This window comes from Achromobacter agilis (assembly GCF_900496965.1).
Taxonomy (GTDB): domain Bacteria; phylum Pseudomonadota; class Gammaproteobacteria; order Burkholderiales; family Burkholderiaceae_B; genus Achromobacter; species Achromobacter agilis.
The window spans coordinates 46,103-65,563 of the sequence record NZ_UFQB01000014.1; the positions used below are offsets into that span (position 1 = coordinate 46,103).

Annotated in this window: 17 protein-coding genes and 3 tRNA genes; 12 read left to right on the top strand and 8 right to left on the bottom strand. The window is 65.9% G+C overall.

The window, feature by feature from the left end:
- Positions 1 to 20: 20 nt before the first annotated feature.
- Together kynB and radC are read right to left on the bottom strand one after the other, a co-directional pair.
- Positions 21 to 647, bottom strand: a complete 627-nt coding sequence (kynB, locus tag AGI3411_RS17070) for an arylformamidase (protein ID WP_129528558.1) — start codon at positions 645 to 647, stop codon at positions 21 to 23.
- Between the two features lie 95 nt (positions 648 to 742).
- Complete coding sequence (gene radC / locus AGI3411_RS17075) at positions 743 to 1,420, bottom strand: RadC family protein (protein ID WP_129528559.1); 678 nt, start codon at positions 1,418 to 1,420, stop codon at positions 743 to 745.
- Between the two features lie 50 nt (positions 1,421 to 1,470).
- On the opposite strand from radC, the gene AGI3411_RS17080 reads away from it, so the two are divergent.
- From AGI3411_RS17080 to maiA, 3 genes are read left to right on the top strand one after another with little or no spacing between them, the layout of a single operon-like run.
- Positions 1,471 to 1,947 (top strand): FKBP-type peptidyl-prolyl cis-trans isomerase, encoded by a 477-nt coding sequence (locus AGI3411_RS17080; RefSeq protein ID WP_129528560.1) that lies wholly within the window; start codon positions 1,471 to 1,473, stop codon positions 1,945 to 1,947.
- Positions 1,947 to 2,924, top strand: a complete 978-nt coding sequence (gene ispH, locus AGI3411_RS17085; protein WP_129528561.1) for a 4-hydroxy-3-methylbut-2-enyl diphosphate reductase — start codon at positions 1,947 to 1,949, stop codon at positions 2,922 to 2,924. Before AGI3411_RS17080 ends, ispH begins: the two co-directional genes overlap by 1 nt.
- 52 nt (positions 2,925 to 2,976) lie before the next feature.
- A complete protein-coding gene (gene maiA / locus AGI3411_RS17090) occupies positions 2,977 to 3,621 on the top strand; it encodes a maleylacetoacetate isomerase (protein WP_129528562.1) in 645 nt (214 codons plus the stop codon).
- Positions 3,622 to 3,653: 32 nt separating this feature from the next.
- On the opposite strand, the gene AGI3411_RS17095 is transcribed toward maiA, so the two are convergent.
- The 4 genes from AGI3411_RS17095 to AGI3411_RS17110 form a co-directional block, all read right to left on the bottom strand.
- Positions 3,654 to 5,096 (bottom strand): DegQ family serine endoprotease, encoded by a 1,443-nt coding sequence (locus AGI3411_RS17095; protein ID WP_129528563.1) that lies wholly within the window; start codon positions 5,094 to 5,096, stop codon positions 3,654 to 3,656.
- A gap of 64 nt (positions 5,097 to 5,160) precedes the next feature.
- On the bottom strand, positions 5,161 to 6,489 hold the full coding sequence (locus AGI3411_RS17100) for an ATP-binding protein (protein ID WP_129528564.1): 1,329 nt from the start codon (positions 6,487 to 6,489) through the stop codon (positions 5,161 to 5,163).
- Positions 6,486 to 7,145 (bottom strand): response regulator, encoded by a 660-nt coding sequence (locus tag AGI3411_RS17105; protein WP_129528565.1) that lies wholly within the window; start codon positions 7,143 to 7,145, stop codon positions 6,486 to 6,488. Before AGI3411_RS17105 ends, AGI3411_RS17100 begins: the two co-directional genes overlap by 4 nt.
- 148 nt (positions 7,146 to 7,293) lie before the next feature.
- A tRNA-Thr gene (locus AGI3411_RS17110) sits at positions 7,294 to 7,369 on the bottom strand.
- A 178-nt stretch (positions 7,370 to 7,547) separates the two neighbouring features.
- On the opposite strand from AGI3411_RS17110, the gene AGI3411_RS17115 reads away from it, so the two are divergent.
- The 3 genes from AGI3411_RS17115 to AGI3411_RS17125 all read left to right on the top strand — a co-directional run bounded on the left by AGI3411_RS17115 (position 7,548) and on the right by AGI3411_RS17125 (position 9,771).
- A tRNA-Asn gene (locus tag AGI3411_RS17115) sits at positions 7,548 to 7,623 on the top strand.
- A gap of 96 nt (positions 7,624 to 7,719) precedes the next feature.
- A complete protein-coding gene (locus AGI3411_RS17120) occupies positions 7,720 to 8,757 on the top strand; it encodes a CobW family GTP-binding protein (RefSeq protein ID WP_129528566.1) in 1,038 nt (345 codons plus the stop codon).
- A 108-nt stretch (positions 8,758 to 8,865) separates the two neighbouring features.
- On the top strand, positions 8,866 to 9,771 hold the full coding sequence (locus tag AGI3411_RS17125; protein ID WP_129528567.1) for a LysR family transcriptional regulator: 906 nt from the start codon (positions 8,866 to 8,868) through the stop codon (positions 9,769 to 9,771).
- A gap of 358 nt (positions 9,772 to 10,129) precedes the next feature.
- Here the strand turns inward: AGI3411_RS17125 and AGI3411_RS30530 are convergent, their stop codons facing one another.
- Positions 10,130 to 10,264, bottom strand: coding sequence for a hypothetical protein (locus AGI3411_RS30530; protein WP_279638351.1), 135 nt, complete (start codon positions 10,262 to 10,264; stop codon positions 10,130 to 10,132).
- Positions 10,265 to 10,433: 169 nt separating this feature from the next.
- Positions 10,434 to 10,510, bottom strand: a tRNA-Met gene (locus AGI3411_RS17130).
- Between the two features lie 61 nt (positions 10,511 to 10,571).
- On the opposite strand from AGI3411_RS17130, the gene scpB reads away from it, so the two are divergent.
- From scpB to rbfA, 6 genes are all read left to right on the top strand, one after another.
- Positions 10,572 to 11,651 (top strand): SMC-Scp complex subunit ScpB, encoded by a 1,080-nt coding sequence (scpB, locus tag AGI3411_RS17135; RefSeq protein WP_129528568.1) that lies wholly within the window; start codon positions 10,572 to 10,574, stop codon positions 11,649 to 11,651.
- 35 nt (positions 11,652 to 11,686) lie between these two features.
- Complete coding sequence (gene rluB, locus AGI3411_RS17140) at positions 11,687 to 13,459, top strand: 23S rRNA pseudouridine(2605) synthase RluB (RefSeq protein ID WP_165359198.1); 1,773 nt, start codon at positions 11,687 to 11,689, stop codon at positions 13,457 to 13,459.
- Between the two features lie 457 nt (positions 13,460 to 13,916).
- A complete protein-coding gene (rimP, locus tag AGI3411_RS17145) occupies positions 13,917 to 14,420 on the top strand; it encodes a ribosome maturation factor RimP (RefSeq protein WP_129528570.1) in 504 nt (167 codons plus the stop codon).
- Positions 14,417 to 15,895 carry a transcription termination factor NusA gene (gene nusA / locus AGI3411_RS17150; RefSeq protein ID WP_129528571.1) on the top strand — a complete coding sequence of 493 codons (1,479 nt, stop codon included), beginning with the start codon at positions 14,417 to 14,419 and terminating at the stop codon, positions 15,893 to 15,895. The genes rimP and nusA overlap by 4 nt, the downstream gene beginning before the upstream one ends.
- A gap of 95 nt (positions 15,896 to 15,990) precedes the next feature.
- On the top strand, positions 15,991 to 19,020 hold the full coding sequence (infB, locus tag AGI3411_RS17155) for a translation initiation factor IF-2 (RefSeq protein ID WP_129528572.1): 3,030 nt from the start codon (positions 15,991 to 15,993) through the stop codon (positions 19,018 to 19,020).
- A 24-nt stretch (positions 19,021 to 19,044) separates the two neighbouring features.
- A complete protein-coding gene (gene rbfA / locus AGI3411_RS17160; protein ID WP_102774817.1) occupies positions 19,045 to 19,446 on the top strand; it encodes a 30S ribosome-binding factor RbfA in 402 nt (133 codons plus the stop codon).
- Positions 19,447 to 19,461 lie beyond the last annotated feature (15 nt).

Below are 19,461 nucleotides of genomic sequence, written 5' to 3' on the forward strand. Positions count from 1 at the left end.
CCACAGGGCGTCGGACCTGCCTACAGTTCGCGCAGGACCGCGCGAACCGGGCTGGCATCAGCCTGGACCAGCGCCAACGGCAGCGCGATCAGTTCGTAATCGCCTTCCGGCACCGCATCGAGCACCAGATTTTCCAGTACCCGCATGTCGTGGCGCAAGATTGTGTGGTGGCTGTCCAGGGTTTTGCTGGATGCGGGGTCGATGCTGGCGGTATCCAGCCCGATCAGCATGACGCCGCGTTCGGCGAGCCATTCGATGGTCTGGGGGGCGTAGGCGGAGAAATCATCGGTCCACCAGTCTTGCGCGGCATGCTTGGCCGTGCGGACCAGCACGCGGGGCGGCAGGTTCAGGGCGGCATGGGCAAGATGGTCGACGGTGATGAGCGGGCCGCAATCGATGGCGTGGATGACGCGGCAGGGGCCGAGGAACGGCTCCAGCGAAACGGCTCCGATGGCGGCGGCGCCATTCTGGTAGTGCAGGGGCGCATCGGCGTGCGCGCCGATATGCGGCGACAGCGTGATTTCGCTGACATTGACCGGGCAGCCGGGCGCAAGCGACCATTTCCATTGCTGGCGGTACGGCGTGTCGCCTGGAAAGACAGGCGAAGCCGTGGAGACGGGCGGGGAAATATCCCACAGGCGCTTCATGTCGGGCGGAAAAAGGTCGCGTGATGCCGGAATTAGGTTAAGCCTAAAGCAATAACGGGCGGTAGTCTAACGAATTCCGGCGCCTGGCGCAGCATTTACAGGCTGCCTCGTTCCGCCATGGAGACCACGGCGTCGCCAGCGATGATCAGGTGGTCCACGAGCTTGATATCCACCAGGGCCAGCGCCTTTTTCAGGTGTTGCGTGAAACCGTGGTCGGCGGCGCTGGGTTCGGCCACGCCGGACGGGTGGTTGTGGGCGACGATGAGGGCGGCCGCATGGTGGCGCAGGGCCTCGCGCACGACCTCCCGGGGGTAGACCGAGGCTTGTGACAGCGTGCCGCGCGCCAGTTCGCCGGTGGCGATCAGGCGCAACTGGTTGTCCAGATAGAGGGCGATGCAGTGTTCCACCCGGCGGTGGCCGAGCGCGAGCTTGCAATATTGTTTTACCTGCAAGGGGTGATCCAGGCTGCTGATCCGCGGCAGTTCCTCCTCGATGGCGCGGCGGGCCAGTTCCAGCAGGCCGGCCAGCATGCAGGCCTTGGCGGCGCCCAGGCCGGGAACCGCCATCAGTTCCTCGGGCGTGGCGCCCAGCAGGCCCCGCAGGCCGCCGAACTGCCTGAGCAGCTGGTTACATAATTCGACGACGTGCAGGCCGGGAATGCCCGTGCGCAGGGCGACGGCGAGCAGTTCCGCATCCTGGAGCGCGGCGGCTCCGTGGCGCAGCAGCCGCTCCCGGGGACGCTCGTGTTTTTGCAGCCGGGCGGACAATTTCATAAGAGGCTCTAAAATCAAGGTTCATTCAATTGCCTATACGGTGGCAGATCTTGAGCACCGCCTCTAATGAAGTGAACGTTTTGGTCCGTCCGGATTCCTACCTGACGCTGCACTACCGGATTACGCTGGCCTCCGGCCCTGGCAAGGATTCGGTGTTCGCCGATACCTTCGACGGCCGTCCCGGCACGCTGCAACTGGGCAGCGGCCAATGGGCGCCCGGCCTGGAGGCGGCGTTGATTGGCCGCGCCGAAGGCGAGCGTTTCAGCGTCACGGTGGCGCCGGCCGACGCCTATGGCGAGCGCAACCCGGAACTCATCCAGCGCGTCACGCGCGCGATGCTCGCCGAGCACGCCGGCGCCGATGCCACGTTCGAGCCGGGCGACCTGGTGGAGTTCACCGCGCCCAACGGCGGACGCTATTCGGGCGTCCTGAAGGAAATCAACGAGGAATCGGCGCTGTTCGATTTCAACCACCCGCTCGCGGGCATCAGCCTGCGGGTCGACGTGGCGCTCCTGGGGGTGCTCTGATGAGCCAGGCCGTAACCGCTTCCGACGCCGAAGTCCTGCTGGCGCAGCCGCGCGGCTTCTGCGCGGGCGTGGATCGCGCCATCGATATCGTCGAGCGCGCGCTCGAACTGCATGGCGCGCCGATCTACGTGCGCCACGAAATCGTCCACAACCGCTATGTCGTGGAAGACCTGCGCGCCAAAGGCGCCGTCTTCATCGACGAACTGGACGACGCGCCCTCGGGCTCGATCGTGGTGTTTTCGGCTCACGGCGTGTCCAAGGCGGTGCGGGCGGAAGCGCAAGCGCGCGGCTTGCAGGTCTTCGACGCTACGTGTCCCCTGGTCACGAAGGTCCATATCGAAGTGGCGCGCATGCGGGCGGCGGGCCGCGAGATCATCATGATCGGCCACAAGGGCCACCCCGAGGTCGAAGGCACGCTGGGCCAGGGCCAGGGCGGCATGTATCTGGTCGAGACCGTGGAAGACGTCGCCGGCCTGCAGGTGACGGACCCGGACAACCTCGCCTACGTCACGCAGACCACGCTGTCCGTGGATGACGCGGCGGCGGTGTCCCAGGCCCTGAAGGCCCGCTTTCCCAGCATCGTCGAACCCAAGAAAAGCGATATCTGCTACGCCACCCAGAATCGCCAGGACGCGGTCAAGGTGATGGCGCCGGACTGCGACCTGGTGCTGGTGGTCGGCAGCCCCAACAGCTCCAACTCGAACCGCCTGCGCGAGGTGGCCGAGCGCAAGGGCGTGGCTTCGTACCTGATCGATGGCGCGCAGTCCATCGACCCGGCCTGGCTGGTCGGCCGCAAGCGCATCGGCGTGACGGCGGGCGCCTCGGCGCCGGAGATCCTGGTGCAGCAGGTGATCGAGCGCGTCAAGGAACTGGGCGCGGTGTCGGTGCGCACCATGCCGGGCCTGGAAGAGAATGTGGCTTTCCCGTTGCCCAAGGGCCTGTCGCGCAAGTCGGCGCAAACGGAATCGCTGGAATAGGCCCGCGGGCGCCGCCGCGGGCGGCCCCGGATCAGAACATCAAGGAGACTCCATGCAGTTGTACAGCTACTTTCGCAGTTCGGCCGCGTACCGGGTGCGCATCGCCCTCAACCTGAAGGGCCTGCCCTACGAATACCTGGCGGTCCATCTGCTGAAAGACGGCGGGCAGCAGTTGTCGGCCGGCTACCGCAAGATGAATCCGACCGGCCTGGTGCCGACGCTGGTCGACGGCGATGCCGTCATCGGGCAGTCGCTGGCCATCATCGAGTACCTGGAAGAAACGCATCCCCAGATCCCCTTGTTGCCGGGCGACGCGATCGGCCGCGCGCGCGTGCGGGACCTGGCGCTGGGCATAGCCTGCGATACGCATCCGCTGAACAACTTGCGCGTGCTGAAGTATCTGAAGCACACCCTGGGTGTGGACGAGGACGCCAAGACCGCCTGGTACCAGCACTGGGTGCATCAGGGGCTGGAGGCCCTGGAGGCGCAGCTGGCGAACTCCGGCGCCACCGGCCGTTTCTGCCACGGCGACACGCCGACGATCGCCGACGTGTGCCTGGTGCCCCAGGTGGCCAACGCGCAGCGTTTCGGCTGCGACCTGTCGGCCATGCCCAATATCGTGCGCATCGACGCCGCCTGCCGCGAATTGCCGGCTTTCGACGCGGCCGCGCCGGGCAAGCAGCCCGACGCGGAATAACTGCCGCCCTCGGTGTAACGGGCGGCCGGACGTCAGCCGATCTGCACCGGCACGAAGATCTTGTCCTCGCCCCGCTGCACCAGCAGGGCGACCGTCTTGCCGGCCTTGGACAAGGCTTCCTTGACTTGCCCGACGTTGTGCACGGGCACCCCGTTCAGGGACAGCAGCACGTCGCCTGGCTCGATCCCGGCCTTGGCGGCCGGTCCGATCGACCGTTCGATCAGCAGGCCTTCGGTGCCCGCCGCCTGCTGTTCCTGCGGGCTCAGCGGCCGCAGCGCCAGGCCCAGCTGGCCGCGCTGCACCTCCTGGTCTCCCGCCGACGCTTGCGTCTTGTCCGCGGGGATGCTGCCCAGGGTGGCGACCAGTTCCTTGTGCGCGCCGTTGCGCCAGATATCCAGCTTGATCTTCTCGCCCGGCGAGGCCAGCGTGATCGTGGACGCCAGGTCGCCCGAGGACACGATGGTTTTGCCGTCGATCTGACGGACCACGTCGCCGGGCTGCAGGCCGGCCTTGGCGGCGGCGCTGCCCTTTTCGACGGCGGACACCAGCGCGCCCGAGGGCGAATCCAGCTTGAAGGAGTCGGCCAGGTCCTGGTTCACTTCCTGCACCGTCACGCCGAGCCTGGCGTGCTGCACCTTGCCGTGCTCGAGTATCTGATCCTTGATCTTGTAGGCCACGTCGATCGGGATCGAGAAGGACAGGCCCTGGAACCCGCCCGTGCGGCTGTAGATCTGCGAATTGATGCCCACGACTTCGCCGCGGTCGTTGAATAGCGGGCCGCCGGAGTTGCCGGGGTTGACCGCCACGTCCGTCTGGATGAAGGGGACCGAGGTGTCGTCGGGCAGCGAGCGGCCCTTGGCGCTGACGATGCCCGCCGTGGCCGTGTTTTCCAGGCCGTAGGGCGAGCCGATGGCCAGCACCCATTCACCCACCTGCAATTGGTTGACGTCGCCCACCTTGACCACGGGCAGGTTCTTGGCGTCGATCTTTATCACGGCCACGTCGGTCTGCGGATCCGAGCCCAGCACCTTGGCCTTGAATTCGCGGCGGTCCGTCAGCTTCACCGTGACTTCCTTGGCGTCCTGCACCACGTGCGCATTGGTCAGGATGATGCCGTCGTTGCTGACGATGAAGCCGGAGCCTTCGCCGCGCATCGGCACCTCGCGAGAAGGCATCTGGCCGCGGCCGCCGGGGAACTGGCCGAAGAACTGGGCGAACGGATCGCCTTCGCTGGCGGATACCTTGCGGGTGCCGCTGACGCTGATGTTCACGACGGCGGGCCCGTAGTCGCGCGTGATCTGCGCGAAGTTGGACGGGGTGGACGGATTGGCCGCCGAGAAGGGGGCGGAGGCGGCCGGCGCGGTGGCCGCCATCGAAACGCCGCCGACGACGGCGGTTGCGCCGGCGCCGCCAATGGCGCCGGCTGCCAGCAGCGCCATCACCAGGCGCGAGGGTTTCATTTGGGAGGTCTTCATGGCGGCTCCTGCGTTCATGTTGAAGGACATGGCGCTATCTTCGGGCCTAACACTTAGGGGAATCTTAAGTGGGAAAAACCACCTTCACGCGCAGGCCCTGGCCGGACGGAGCGTCCTGCAGCGCGATCGTCGCGCCGTGGCGGGCGGCGATGGCGCGCGCGATCGCCAGCCCCAAGCCGCTGCCGTGCTGCGTGTTGCCCTCGATGCGGTAGAAGCGGTCGAACACGCGCTCGCGCTCCTCCGGCGCGATGCCGGGGCCTTCGTCGTCGACCTGCAGCACGGCTTGTCCCGCCGCCTGTTCCAGGTGCAGGCGGATGCGCTTGCCTTCGGGCGTGTACTTGACCGCGTTGTCCAGCAGGTTGCGGGCCAGCAGCGCAAGCGCATCCCGATGGCCTTGCACCCAGGCCTGCGGCGCGCCGTCCAGATCCACGGTGATCGATTTCGCATTGGCTTGCGGCAGCGTTTCGGACACGGCCTGGCGCAGCACGTCCGCCAGGTCCACGGCCTCGGCGGGCGCGTGGCCGGCGGCGCTTTCATGGCGCGCCATGGACAGCAATTGCTCCACCAGGCGGGTCGCGCGGTCGATGCCGGCCGCCAGGCGCTGCTCGGCCAGCTGACGGCCGTCCGCGTCGCCCGCGCGCTGCAAGGCCTGCAATTGCAGGCGCAGGGCCGCCAGCGGAGATCGCAATTCGTGCGCGGCATCGCCCACGAATTGCTTTTGCAGCGCGAAGGCGCCATGCATGCGTTCGAGCAGCAGGTTCAGTTCCTGGACCAGCGGCCGGATTTCGTCGGGCAGCCCCCGCACGCTGATGGGGGAGAGGTCTTCGGGCTGCCGCGCCGCCACCTGGGCGCGTGCCCGTTTCACTGGCCGCAGCGACCAGCTGACCACGCACCAGATGATCAGCATCAGCAGCGGGGCCGCGGCCGCGATCGGCGCGACGGTGCGCAGCGCCAGTGCCCGCGCCATATCTTTGCGGACCGCCATGTCCTGCGCAACCTGGATGACCTGGAAGGGCGTGGCCAACGAGTACACGCGATAGGTGCTGCCCTGCATCTTGGCGTCGGAGAACCCCAGGATGATCTGGTCGGGCAGCGGGCGGCGCGAGCGCGAGTTGAAGACGCGCACGCCGTCGGGCGTCCAGATCTGGATGATGAGGTCGTCAGCCACGGGCGAGCCTGCGCCGAGCGCATGCCGAGGCCCCGTACTGAGCAGCCCATCGCCGGTGCCCAGCGACAGGGCGGTGCGTTGCAGCAGAGAATCGAAGATATCGTCGGCCTGCGCCAGCGTGCTGCGATAGGCGATCGCGCCCTGCACCAGCGCGCCCAGCAAGATGGCGGCCAGCAGGAAGAAAAGCAGCCGGGCCCTCAGCGAATAGCTAAGCGGAATGCTCATGTTTTAGGGATGACATAGCCGACGCCTCTGACATTCTGGATCAGGTCCGGACCCAGTTTTTTGCGCAGGCCATGAATATAAACCTCAACCGCGTTGCTGCTGATGCTGTCTTTCCAGCTATACAGTTTTTCTTCCAGCTGGGCGCGCGAGAAGATCATGCCGGGACGCGCGATCAGCGGTTCGAGCACGGCCCATTCGCGGGCGGTCAGGGTCACGGGCGAGCCATCTACCATCGCGGCATGGGATTGTGGGTCGATGGTGATGCCTTCGTGCTCGAACACCGGTTCGGCGCGGCCCGCGCTGCGGCGGATCAGCGCGCGCATGCGGGCCAGCAGTTCGTCCACGTCGTAGGGCTTGACGATGTAGTCGTCCGCGCCGGCGTCCAGTCCGGCGATCCGGTCGCTGACCGCGTCGCGGGCGGTGGCGATCAGCACGGGCGTGCGGTCTTTGCGGCCGCGCAGATCGCGCAGCAGCGCGAGCCCGTCCCGCTTGGGCAGGCCCAGGTCCAGGAGAACCAGGTCGTAGGCGTCGGTGCGCAGCGCGAGGTCGGCCGCGTTGCCGTCCTTGACCCAATCGACGGCGTAGTGCTCCGCGCGCAGGCAGTCCAGGACGCTTTCGCCGATCATGATGTCGTCTTCGACAAGGAGAATGCGCATGGCAGTGTCCGCTAGGATGGTCCGGAAAGTTGGACGCGCGGCAGCGGGGGGAGTTCCCGCGTCGGGCTGGCGCGGCGGGCGGCGAAGGCAGGGCGCCGGGCGGCCCGGAAATGAAAAAAGCAGCCCGAGAGGGCTGCTTTTTGAATTCTGGTGCCGGCAATAGGAGTCGAACCTACGACCTTCGCATTACGAATGCGCTGCTCTACCAACTGAGCTATGCCGGCAATACCATTTTTGCTGCTTTTTTTCTCAACCGTGCCCTTGTTTATGGGGCCTGATCTGGAAAGACCGAAATCATATCAGAGTTTTTTGCCGATGTGAAACGAGAGGCGGGGAAAAAGCAAAAAAAGTACGGACTTGCATGGGTTGAAAATTTCGTTCATAATCTCACTTCTTAGCAGTTCCCCGATAGCTCAGTCGGTAGAGCGACGGACTGTTAATCCGCAGGTCGCTGGTTCGAGCCCAGCTCGGGGAGCCAAAGAATTCAGGGCCATTCACGCAAGTGAATGGCCCTTTTGGTTTTCGCGGGCCGGCGGCGCCGGCTGGCGCCCAACGCGCCCATCGGACGGTTCATATGGAAGAAGTTCATAGGGAAGAAGTTCATAGGGACGAGGAAGACCGCAAGCGCATCGGCGTAACGGTGATCTCCGGGTTCCTGGGCAGCGGCAAGACCACGCTGCTCAATCGCCTGCTGCGGGATCCGGCATATGCGGATGCCGTCGTGATCGTCAATGAATATGGCGATGTGGGCGTCGATCATCATCTGGTCCGCGAGGCGCGCGACAATGTCGTCCTGGTCGAAGGCGGGTGCCTGTGCTGCGTGGTCAGCGGCGCGGTGGTCGATACCCTGCGCGACCTGTTCATGCAGGCGCTCAGCCGCCGGATCAAGCCGTTTCGCCGCGTGCTGATCGAGACCAGCGGGCTGGCGGACCCCGCGTCCATCCTGTTCACGCTCAAGCACGACCGTTTCCTGTCCGAGCGCTACGAATACCGCGGAGCGATCGTGCTGGTGGATGCGCGGCAGGGGGCGGAGCAACTGGCCGGGCAGCCGGAAGCATCGCGGCAACTGGCCTTGGCGGACGCCGTGGTGTTCAGCAAGGCGGATCTGGCCGACGATGATCAGTTGCGCCGCGCGGAGCAGGCCGTCGTTGCCATCAATCCCGGCGCGCAGCGTTGCGTGCAGCGGCCCGGCGAACCTCTGGCCAGTGTGCTGCGGGAAGGGCCGGACATGCAAGCCCGGCGCGATGGGGTTGCGCTGGCCAATTGGCTGCGGCCCTTTTCGGCGCCGCGGGCGGGCGGGCATGCGCAGGTGGCGAGCTTTTCGATGGTCCTGCAGTCGCCGGTCGGCCGGCCGGCATTTCTCGCCGGGGTGTCGCGGATTCTGGAGCGTTTCGGGCCGGGCTTGCTGCGGATGAAGGGGCTGGTGTGCTTCGAGGGCGAGGCCCTGCCATGCGAGGTGCATGGGGTGCATGGCGAACTCTATCCGGTCAGGCAGCTTGCCCGGTGGCCGGACGGCGATCGCGCGTCGCGGCTCGTCTTTATCTTGCGCGGCCTCGATGGCGATGCGCTGCGGCGCGCCGTCGGCGAGGCGCTGGGCCAGCCGCCCGGCTGATCGCCGCCAGATGGCGGCGCCTTGGGCGCGAGGCTCTCGATTTGTGGTGTCGGTGTTGCACGGAAATACGGTATAACCGATCAGTCTGATGCAGAAATCGAGACAATCATGGATCGTCTGAAAGCCATGCAGGTGTTCGTCGAAGTCGCCGACAGGGGGAGCCTGTCAGCGGCCGCGGTGCATCTGGACATGTCGCGCGCTATGGTGTCGCGCTATCTCGCAGAGATGGAGCAGTGGGTCGGCGTGCGTTTGCTGCACCGCACGACGCGCCGCCTCAGCCTGACCCCCGCCGGCGCCGAGACGTTGCCGCGCTGCCGGCAGATGCTGGACATGGTGGGGGACCTGCGCAGCGCGGTAGCCACGCCGGAAGATACGCCGCGCGGTTTGTTGCGCATCACCACCAGCATGTCGTTCGGTTCCCGCCATCTGGCCGGCGCGATTACCGAGTACGTGAAGCGGCATCCGGGCACGTCGGTGGACTTGATGCTGGTGGACCGCGCCGTCAATCTGGTGGAAGAGCGGGTCGATCTGGCCGTGCGCATCACCAACGACCTGGATCCCAATCTGATCGCCCGCAAGCTGGCGGTCTGCCGTTCGGTGGTCTGCGCCTCGCCGGAGTACCTGGAGCGCGAGGGCGTGCCGGCGCGCATCGAGGATCTGTCCCTGCGCAATTGCCTGACCCATTCGTATTTCGGCAAGAGCCTGTGGCGCTTCGAGCGCGATGGCGAAACCGTGGATGTGCCGGTCAGCGGCAACATCAGCGCGAACGAGGTGTCGGTCCTGACGCGCGCGGCCCTGGAGGGCGCGGGCATTGCCATGCTGCCGACCTACTACGCTTCTGAGTACGTCGCGGCCGGCCGCCTGCGGGCTATCCTGGCGCAGAGCAAACCCCAGGAGCTGGGCATTTACGGCATCTATGCCTCGCGCCGCCAGATGCCGCTGATCCTGCGCTCGATGCTGGATTTCCTGGTCGAGCGGCTGGAATCCACGCCTTGGGACAAGCCCGGGGCGTAACCGTGCGGGACGCGCCGAAAGGTCCGGGCGCTTGAGGGCAGGGTAGTTGACGGTATAATTTGGCGACGGCTTCAGTGGGCCCGGCGAGGTTGGCCGGAACTTCTCCCCGAAGGCCGTTGCGCGGCAGGCTGATGTCCGCCGTCATGTAGTCTTGGAAAACATCTAAGAATCGTAGTTTCGGCTCGGGGAAGAGCCGCAGCATCGCGGAGCCGGTTTCCGGGTGCACGAGGGGAGGCGCATCGGGCTTCCGGATGGTGGCGGTTTGTCCGCCGCGCCGTGGCGCCAGGTGCCTGGCGATTCAGGTCCTTGATATCGATGCCGCGGAAGGTGGCGCCGGGTTGCCGGCGCATTCCGCAGTCTAGTTGGCGATTTGTGCCAGCTTTTCCAGAAATTGCTTAAGGTGTTTGCCGCGCACGGTCGTGGCGGGCATTCCGCTCAGATTCGATTGACGCGGCCGTTCCGGCGCATGACCGAAGCGGGTGGCGGTATACACAGGAATCCAGTGAGAACTTCGCAAACCAACGCTGTCTGTTGCTGGCTCGCCATTGAGGCCGAGTGCCGGGCGGCGGGTTGCGTGGTGCTTGGCGCTCGTTTTGCCTGTGTGCCGGCAGGCGCCGCACAAATGAAAAAGGCCCGGCGAATTCGCCAGGCCTCGATCAATTTGGTTGCGGGGGCAGGATTTGAACCTACGACCTTCGGGTTATGAGCCCGACGAGCTGCCAGACTGCTCCACCCCGCGTCTGAGAAATGAATAGTAGCCTTATTTTCAACCTAGCGCAAGTTAGCCCTTTTGAATTTGAATGTCGATGAACGATAGCGAGGCAATAATCGTGCTGGAAACCGCGCTTCTGTGCGCGGCGCAGCCGATGCAACTGTCCGAAATGCGCAAGCTATTCGGGGACGATGAACTATTCGACAATAGCGCGCTGCGCGCGCTGCTGGAGACGCTCCAGAGCAACTGGGCCGATGGCGGCCTGGAATTGGTGCAGCTGGCGACGGGGTGGCGCTTCCAGAGCCGGCCGCGCATGCAGCGCTACCTTGAAAGGCTCAATCCCGAGAAGCCGCCCAAATACTCCCGCGCTGTGATGGAAACGCTGGCCATTGTGGCCTGGCGCCAGCCGGTGACGCGGGGCGATATCGAAGACATCCGCGGGGTGACCGTGTCGTCGCAGATCGTGAAGGCCCTGGAGGACCGGGGCTGGATCGAGGTCATTGGCCACCGCGACGCGCCGGGGCGCCCCGCCCTGTTCGGCACGACGCGGCAGTTCCTCGATGACCTGGGCCTGCGCGCGCTGGACGAATTGCCCGCGCTGGAGTCCGCGCAGGCCGCTGCCGCGCTGGCCGGCCTGGATCTGGGCGAGGTGCAGCAGGTGATGGGCGAATCCGAGGTGCCCTCGGCCGCTATCCCGGTTGCGGAATTGTCTGTTTCGGAACAGGATATACCCACAGACCCGGTCGATAGCGTAGAATTCCGGCTTTCGCGCACAGAAGAAGGCGCGGATCCCGCAGACGAATCCACCGTCCGGGAGCAAGCCGAAGGCTTGTCCGATACGCCAGCCGCGCCCGGTTTTCCCGACGGCGAGGTTGGCAGCGACATTTCCGATATGGCCGCCGATGCCCCAGAGGCCGGTGCTGCAAAGGAAAGCGTCGAGAACGCAAAACACGCGGAACCGACCGACCCGATTGACGAGACCGATACCGCGGCGCCTGCCGCTGCCGGGCATGAGCCCGCTTCCGGTTTTGCCGATCCTGTTCGGCCTGGCCCGGATGCCGCCTCCCCGGAACCGGACGAGGCAGGCCTCGAGCGGCCCGAGGCCGACCGAGAGTCGGCGTCCCCAGATGATGACGAGCCTGCCCCCGGCAGGCCCACCCAAGTTTGAAATTCGGAGCTGTCCCAGTGACAACGAATACAACAATGCAGGACGACAATCCCCGTTCGGATGATGCCGCTTCGAGCGGCCAGCCCGAATCCTCCGCCGCGCGTGAGCCGGCGGCCGAAGGCGAAGCCGGCGCCCGCGGGCGCGGACGCAAGCTGAGGACGCCTTTCCGCCGCCGTCGCGGCGATGCCGCGGCCGAGCAGGCGCCCGCCAGCGAGGGCCAGCCCGCAGCGGCCGAGTCCGCCGCCGCCCCGGTCGAGTCCCCGGACTCCCGTGGCACGGAGCAGGAAGCCGAGCAGGCTTTGTCGTACCTGGATACCGCAGACCGCATGGAGCAGCGGCTGGGCAAGTACCTGAACAGCGAAGCGGTCATGCCCAAGCTGCACAAGGTGCTGGCAGACGCAGGCATCGGATCGCGCCGCGAAATGGAAGAGCTGATCGTTGCGGGCCGTGTGTCGGTCAACGGCGAACCGGCGCACATCGGCCAGCGTGTTGCGCCCAACGACCAGGTCCGCGTCAATGGCAAGCCCATCATGCGGACGAATACCAAGAAGCCGCCGCGCGTGATCCTGTATCACAAGCCCGCGGGCGAAATCGTCAGCCATGACGACCCGGGCGGCCGAGCAAGCGTCTTCGCGCGTCTGCCCAAGCTGCGCACCGGCAAGTGGCTGTCGGTCGGCCGCCTGGACCTGAACACTGAAGGTCTGCTGATCTTCACGACCTCCGGCGACATGGCCAACCGCATCATGCACCCGCGCTACGGCACGGAGCGCGAGTACGCGGTTCGCGTGCTGGGCGAAATGGACGAGGCGCAGCGCCAGTCCCTGGTCGACGGCATCCAGCTGGACGACGGCCTGGCGGCATTCGGTTCCCTGGATTACCTGGGCGGCGACGGCAGCAATCGCTGGTACCGCGTCACCCTGCAGGAAGGCCGCAACCGCGAAGTCCGTCGCATGTTCGAGGCGGTCGGCGTCACCGTCAGCCGGCTGATTCGTACGCGTTTCGGCGATATCGTCCTGCCGCGCACGTTGCGCCGGGGCCGCTGGGACGAGTTGGATCCGTCGCTGGTCAGCGCGCTGATGGTTCAGCTGGGACTGTTGCGTGAAGACGACGAATCCGGCGGTAACCGCCGCCGGTCCAAGCAGCCTCAATCCCATGACAGCGCTCTGCCGCCGGGCTTCGGCACGATGGATCGCAACGGCATGAACGGCGCCCGCATCGGCCGCCGCGGCAAGCTGCAGGGCGGCCGCCAGGGCAGCGCGGGGCAGGCGCAGGCTTGTCCGTCCGATCCTTTCGGGACCGGGCTGATGATCGCGGGCGGCTATGCCAATGGCCATCCACTGGCTGGCGAAGGGGGCAACCGCAAGGGCGGCAAGCCCGCCGGCGGACGTCCGTCGGCCGCGGGCGGCAAAGCGGGTGGCAAACCCGGCGGCAAGTCGGGCGGGAAGGGGCGAGGTCCCCGCGCCGCGTCGGCGAACGGTCCGTCGGGCAATGCCGCGACCGGCAACGTAGCCGAGGCACCGGCAGGCGCCGGCCGCAAGGCCGCTGGCGGCGGTAAACCGGGCGGCAAGCCGGCAGGCGCGCGCGGCGGCAACGCCGCCGGCCGCACGGGCAAGCCGGCAGCCGGCGGGCGTGGCGGAAACAAGGCCGAGGGTGCGCGTTCTGGCGGCAACAAAGGGCCGGGTGCTGGCGGCAAGCCGCGGGCGCCGCGTAGTGCCGCGCCGCGCGGCGACGACTGGCAGCCCCGGGGCGCGTCGGCGCATGAGTCCCGCCTTGGCGTGATGGGCGGGCGCAGCCATCGGGGTCGTTGACGGCTGCGAAGCGGCGCGCTGGCCGCGCTGCTGGGCCCGATGTGTCCCATATAAACGTAAGCCCGTGACGAATCAGGCGTTTTTCCAGTTTATCTGGTAAAATCAATGGTTTTCATGGCTTCGCGTCTTTCCCTTGCCCGACGCCAGTTGGATGGGTAAGCCCGGCAATACAGGGTAGGCAGGCAGGCAAGATAGGCGGCGATCCGGTTGAGCGGCGCTGTGCGCTTTCTCGTAAAGTGCCGGCGCATGGGGTTACCGATACGGTCGTCAACCCGGTGGCCAGCTGGAAAGCAGCGGGCGCGAGCCGGCGATGCAGACGGCGGGCCGGGCGGCGCAAGCCAAAATTTAGGTCGCAATATAGGGCACTGCCCAGCATTGCTCCTTACGTGTTGTAGGGAAGCGGCTGGGCGCTGTGCAATACGGTGGGCTGGGCGTGCAGCCCATTTTTTTTGAGTATATGGCTGATTTATTCGCATTGACCAAAGAGGCTCTGGCCGGCATGGACGTCGAACTCGTAGACGTCGAGCGTGCCGCCCTGGGCCTTTTGCGCGTCACGATCGATCGGGTCGGCGGTGTGCGCATCGAAGACTGCGAGCAGGTATCCCGCCAGTTGTCGCGGGTGTTTGAAGTCGAGAACATCGACTACAAGCGGCTGGAAGTCGGTTCGCCGGGCGTGGACCGCCCGCTGCGCAACGAGGCCGATTTCCGCCGGTTCGCAGGCGAGCGCATCGAAATCAAGCTGCGCGAGGCATTGGACGGACGCAAGGTCTTTTCCGGCACGTTGACCGTGCCCGAAGACGGCGCCGCGGCCTCCGACGCGGCTGCTGGGGTGCACAAGACCGTGTTCGGTCTCGAATTTGAGGCAAAAAAGAACGAAGTCCAGGTGTTGAATTTCACGGTCGAGGATGTCGAACGTGCAAAACTGGATCCCGTTCTGGATTTCAAGGGCAAAAAGCGATGAGTCGCGAAATTCTTCTGTTGGTCGATGCCTTGGCGCGTGAAAAGAACGTCACGCGCGACGTCGTGTTCGGCGCGCTTGAAAGCGCGCTGGCCTCGGCGATGAAAAAACGCTTCAAAGATGATGCGGACATCCGTGTCGCCATCGATAGGGATACGGGCGATCACGAAGGCTTCCGCCGCTGGCTGGTCGTGCCCGACGAGGCAGGCCTGCAAGAGCCCGACAAGCAGGAAATGCTGTCGGACGCGCTGGAAATCGTTCCTGGCATCAAGGAAGGCGAGTACATCGAAGAGCCGCTCGAACCCATCGAGTTCGGCCGCATCGGCGCGCAGGCGGCCAAGCAGGCCATCCTGCAGAAGATCCGCGACGCGGAACGCGAACAGGTGCTGAACGACTTCCTCGAGCGTGGCGAAACCATCGTGTCCGGCACGATCAAGCGCATGGACAAGGGCGACGCCATCATCGAAACCGGCAAGATCGAAGCGCGCCTGCCGCGCTCCGAAATGATTCCGAAGGAAAACCTCCGGGTGGCCGACCGCGTCCGCGCCTTTGTGTTGCGTGTCGACCACGCCGCGCGCGGCCAGCAGGTGATCTTGTCGCGTACGTCGCCCGAGTTCATCCGCCAGCTGTTCGAGAACGAAGTTCCCGAAATCGAGCAAGGCCTGCTGGAGATCAAGGCCGCCGCCCGCGACGCCGGGGTGCGTGCGAAGATCGCCGTGGTGGCATACGATAAGCGTATCGATCCGATCGGCACGTGTGTGGGCATGCGCGGTTCGCGCGTGACCGCCGTTCGCAATGAGCTGGGCGGCGAGCAGGTCGACATCGTGCTGTGGTCGGAAGATCCCGCGCAGTTTGTCATCGGCGCCCTGGCGCCGGCCAACGTCGAGTCCATCGTCGTTGACGAAGACAAGCACGCGATGGACGTCGTGGTGGACGAGGAAAACCTGCCCAAGGCCATTGGCGCCAAGGGGCAGAACGTGCGCCTGGCTTCCGAGCTGACCGGCTGGCAGATCAACATCATGACGCCGGAAGAAAGCCTGAACCGCCAGGAAGTCGAGCGTTCGGGCCTGCGCGCCACGTTCATGAGCAAGCTGGACGTCGACGAGGAAGTCGCCGACATCCTGATTGACGAGGGTTTCACCGGTATCGAGGAAATCGCTTACGTTCCCATGCAGGAATTGCTGGAAATCGAGGCGTTTGACGAAGACACCATCAATGAGTTGCGCGCCCGTGCCCGCAATGCGCTGCTGACCGAGGCGATCGCCCAGGAAGAGCGCCTTGAGACCGCACAGGATTTGCTTGAACTCGAAGGCATGACGCCCGAACTGGCCGCCAAGCTGGCCGAGCGTCAAGTGCATACGCGTGACGATCTGGCCGAATTGGCGACGGACGAACTGGCGGAAATCGCTGGCTTGACCGAGCAGGACGCCAGCGACCTCATCATGCGTGCCCGCGCCCATTGGTTCGACGAAGAATAACCAAAAGGACACGGGTCTGCGGTGGATGGATGCGTTCCATCCTCCCGCAAGTTCACGTTGTTTGTAATAGCTGCATATAGGGAAGAGAGAGCCTAATGTCGAGTAACACCGTCGCCCAGTTCGCTACCGAGCTGAAAATGCCTGCCAATGTGCTGCTGGATCAGCTGCGCTCGGCCGGCGTTGACCTCAAATCGGTGGACGATGCCGTCACCGACAGCGACAAGGCGAAATTGCTCGAATCGCTGCGCCGCGCTCACGGCGCGACCGAAGGCAAGAAGATCACCCTGACGCGCCGCCAGACGTCCGAGATCCGGCAGGCTGACGCCACCGGCCGCTCGCGTACGATCCAGGTCGAAGTGCGCAAGAAGCGCGTGTTCGTCAAGCGTGATCCCTCCGAAATCGCCCTGGAACAGGCCGCGTCCGCGCGCGCCGAAGATGAAGCCTCCGTCGAAGAGGCGCAGCAGGTGTCCGCGCCGGCTGCTCCCGAGGCGCCTGCCGTGGCCGAGCCTCGCGAGGCCGCGCCCGTCGTCCAGGCGGAGGCCGAGGCCCCCGCCAAGGCGGAAGAGCCCGTTGCTGTAGAAGCGCCCGCGCCGGTAGAAGCGCCCGCGCCCGTTGAATCCGTCGCGGCCGAAGTGCCCGCCCCCGTCGAGGCGAAACCCGCCGAGGTCCAGGCCCAACCTGAACCCGAACCGACGCCGGCGCCTGCTCCTGCCGAGCCCGTGGCCCAAGAGGCCAAGCCCGAAGTCAAGACTGAAACCACCGAGCCCAAGGCTGAAGAAGCCAAGCCGGAACCCGTTGTGCTAGCCAATAAGTCCGAACCATCTACCTCCCAGGCCGCCGCGCCTGCCGCGCAGGCCCAGCCTGCCGCGAAGTCCGAACCCGTCAAGGCCGCCGCGCCCGCCGCGAAGGTCGGCAACCGTGCCGACAACCGCCGCGCCGCGCCGCCGCTTGCCGCCTCCGCCACGCCGACGGCCCGCGATGAGGCCCGCCGTGCCGCCGAGGCCGAAGCCGCTGCCCTGCGCGAGATGCTGAACCGTCCGCGCAAGGTGCTGCGCGCTCCCGAACCGGAGGCGCCTGCCGCCGCGCCGATTTCGGGCACGCTGCACAAGCCGGCCGGCAAGCCCGGCGCCGCTCCTGGCGCGAAGAAAGACGCCAAGCCCGCCGCTCCCGGCAGCAAGAAGACCATCAAGACGGCCGAAGTCGCTTCGACCTGGTCCGACGACGCCTCGCGCAAGAAGCCCGCGGACAAGCCCGCCGCTCCGGCCAGTCGCGACGGCTGGCGCGCCGGCGGCAAGGGCGGCAAGGGCGGCGGCCGTGGTGGCCGCAACCAGCAGAACGACCGCCGCAACGAGCCGGCGCCGCAGGAATTCATCGCACGTGAAGTCCACGTGCCGGAAACCATCAGCGTGGCCGACCTGGCCCACAAAATGTCCGTCAAGGCCGCCGAAGTCATCAAGCAATTGATGAAGCTGGGCCAGATGGTCACCATCAACCAGGTTCTGGACCAGGAAACGGCCATGATCGTGGTCGAGGAACTGGGCCACATCGCCATCGCCGCCAAGCTCGACGATCCGGAAGCCTTCCTGGACGAAACGGCCGCCGGCACCGAAGCCGAAATGCTGCCGCGCGCCCCGGTCGTTACCGTCATGGGCCACGTCGACCACGGCAAGACCTCGCTGCTGGACTACATCCGCCGCGCCAAGGTTGCCGCGGGCGAAGCCGGCGGCATTACGCAGCACATCGGCGCCTACCACGTTCAAACCGAGCGTGGCATGGTGACCTTCCTGGATACCCCGGGCCACGAGGCGTTCACCGCCATGCGTGCCCGCGGCGCCAAGGCCACCGACATCGTTATCCTGGTCTGCGCGGCCGACGACGGCGTGATGCCGCAGACGCGTGAAGCCATCCACCACGCCAAGGCGGCTGGCGTTCCCATGGTCGTGGCCATGACCAAGATCGACAAGCCCAGCGCCAACCCGGACCGCGTCAAGCAGGAACTGGTTGCCGAGGAGGTGGTGCCGGAAGAATACGGCGGCGACGTGCCGTTCGTGCCGGTGTCGGCCAAGACCGGCGAGGGCATCGACGCCCTGCTCGAGAACGTGCTGCTGCAAGCCGAACTGCTGGAACTGAAGGCGCCGGTCGAGGCGCCCGCCAAGGGCCTGGTGATCGAAGCCCGCCTCGACAAGGGCCGCGGCCCGGTCGCGACCATCCTGGTGCAAAGCGGCACGCTGCACCGTGGCGACGTGGTGCTGGCCGGCGCGAGCTTCGGCCGCGTGCGCGCCATGCTCGACGAGAACGGCAAGCCGATCCAGGAAGCCGGTCCGTCGATCCCCGTCGAAATCCAGGGCCTGACCGAAGTGCCGGCGGCCGGCGACGAACTGATGGTGCTGTCCGACGAACGCAAGGCGCGTGAAATCGCCCTGTTCCGCCAAGGCAAGTTCCGCGACGTCAAGCTGGCCCGCCAGCAGGCTGCGAAGCTGGAGTCCATGTTCGACAACCTGGGCGAAGGCACGCAGACCCTGGCATTGATCGTGAAGACGGACGTCCAGGGTTCGCAGGAAGCGCTGGTGCAATCGCTGACCAAGCTGTCGACCGACGAAGTGCGCGTGCAGGTCGTGCACGCCGCCGTGGGCGGCATCTCGGAAAGCGACATCAACCTGGCCATCGCCTCGAACGCCGTCGTGATCGGCTTCAACGTCCGGGCCGAAGCCAGCGCCAAGAAGCTGGCCGAGTCCAACGGCATCGACGTGCGCTACTACAACATCATTTACGACGCCGTGGATGAAGTGAAGGCAGCCATGTCGGGCATGCTGGCGCCCGAGAAGAAGGAAGAGGTCATCGGCCTGGTCGAGATCCGCGAGGTCTACAGCATCTCCCGCATCGGCAACATCGCCGGTTGTATGGTGCTCGACGGCATCGTGCGTCGCGATTCGCAGGTCCGCCTGCTGCGCAACAACGTGGTCCACTGGACCGGCCAGCTCGATTCGCTGCGCCGCTTCAAGGACGACGTCAAGGAAGTCAAGTCGGGTTTCGACTGCGGCCTTACGCTGCGCGGCAACAACGACATCCAGGTGGGCGACCAGCTGGAAGTCTTTGAAATCAAGGAAATCGCGCGTACGCTGTAAAGCGTCCGCCAGGCATTGCTTCCAATGAGCCGTCACAAGTCCAAAGCCATCCCCGGCCGCAATCTGCGGCTGGCCGACCAGATCCAGAAGGATCTGGCCGGGATCATCCAGCGCGAGATCGACACGACCCGCGCTGGCTTGATCACGCTCTCTGGTGTGGAACTGTCGACCGACTACGCGCATGCCAAGGTGTACTTCACGGTTTTGGGCGCCGAGCCCGAAGCCGCGACCGCCTTGCTGAACGAGAAGGCCGGCTGGCTGCACTCCCAGCTCTACAAGCTGTTGCACATTCACACTGTCCCCACTTTGCGTTTCATCCACGACGAGCAGATTGCCCGTGGCATCGAAATGTCGATCCTGATCGACCGCGCAAATCGGCCCGGCCCGCACTCGGGCGTGCCCGACGAACCTGAAGACCAGTCCTGATCGGGCTGTCGTCAC